1 protein-coding gene is annotated in these 1,083 nt (G+C 66.9%); it reads right to left on the bottom strand.

The annotated features are described in order from the left end of the window. Window positions 1-26: 26 nt before the first annotated feature. On the bottom strand, window positions 27-986 hold the full coding sequence (locus H9623_RS19115; RefSeq protein WP_193721581.1) for an IS481 family transposase: 960 nt from the start codon (window positions 984-986) through the stop codon (window positions 27-29). Window positions 987-1,083 lie beyond the last annotated feature (97 nt).

Raw genomic sequence — 1,083 nt, 5'->3', positions numbered from 1 at the left:
CTAGTTGTACCCGGCCAGGAGGTTGGTTACAGCCTGCTGATCGGGGGTTGGCCGTCGAGGGCTTGGTGGCGACGGTGGGTGTTGTAGTGCTCGATCCAGGGTGCCAGGGCGGCAGCTCGTTCGTCGTTGGAAGTGAAGACCTGCCGGTAGGCCCATTCGGTGGCCAGGGTGCGGTTGAGGCGTTCGACCTTGCCGTTCTGCCAGGGGCAGTGCGGCTTGATGAACTTCTGCTGGATGCCTCGGGCAGTGCAGATCTCGCGCAGCGAGTACCGGTAGGCCCACGCGTTGTCGGTCATGAGGCGTTCGATCCGGGTGATGCCGTGAGCAGCGAAGTAGCTGATCGCGCGGGCCAGAAAGGCCGCGCAGGTGGTGCCCTTCTCGTCGGGCAGGATCTCGGAGTAGGCCAGGCGGGAGTGGTCGTCCACGAGTGAGTGCACGTAGTCGTAGCCGATCGGGGACTTGTTGGTGCGGGACTGGTGGTTCGACGTGCTCCCACCTTGGCCTCGCCAGCCGCCACCGTCGGGGATACGGCCGAGCTTCTTGACGTCCATGTGGACCAGCTCGCCGGGCCGGTCGCGTTCGTAGCGCACGGCGGTGGCCTTCGAGGAACGGATGCGTTCACCGGTCATCGGGTCCAGCACGGCCAGGTGCGGCATGTGGTGGCGGGCCAGGACCCGAGAGACGGTCCGGGCCGGGACGCCGGTCTCGGCAGCGATCTGGTCCCGCCCGCGCCTCTCGGCCAGACGCAGCGCCACGACCTTGGCTTCGACCTCGGGTGGGGTCTTCGTCGGGCTGTGGTGCGGGCGCGAGGACCGGTCAGCCAGGCCGGCCTCGCCCTCGGTAGCGAACCGGTGCAACCAGTACCGCACACACTTGCGCGAGACACCCATCGCCGCCGCGATGTGAGCCTGCCTCCACCCCTGGCGGCGACGTTCGACGATCAACAGCCTGCCGCGAACGGTCAGCCGGGCATTAGCGTGAGACACGAGGACCTCCGGGTTGTGAAGACTTCGACATCTCCACTAAGCCCGGAGGTCCTCCCTTCAACAACCGGAACTGACACCAACCTCCTGGCCGGGTACA

Origin of the sequence: Oerskovia douganii (assembly GCF_015142735.1) — a bacterium.
Taxonomy (GTDB): domain Bacteria; phylum Actinomycetota; class Actinomycetes; order Actinomycetales; family Cellulomonadaceae; genus Oerskovia; species Oerskovia douganii.
Note: the sequence above shows the minus strand (reverse complement) of the source record. Positions and strands in the feature narration are given on the sequence as shown.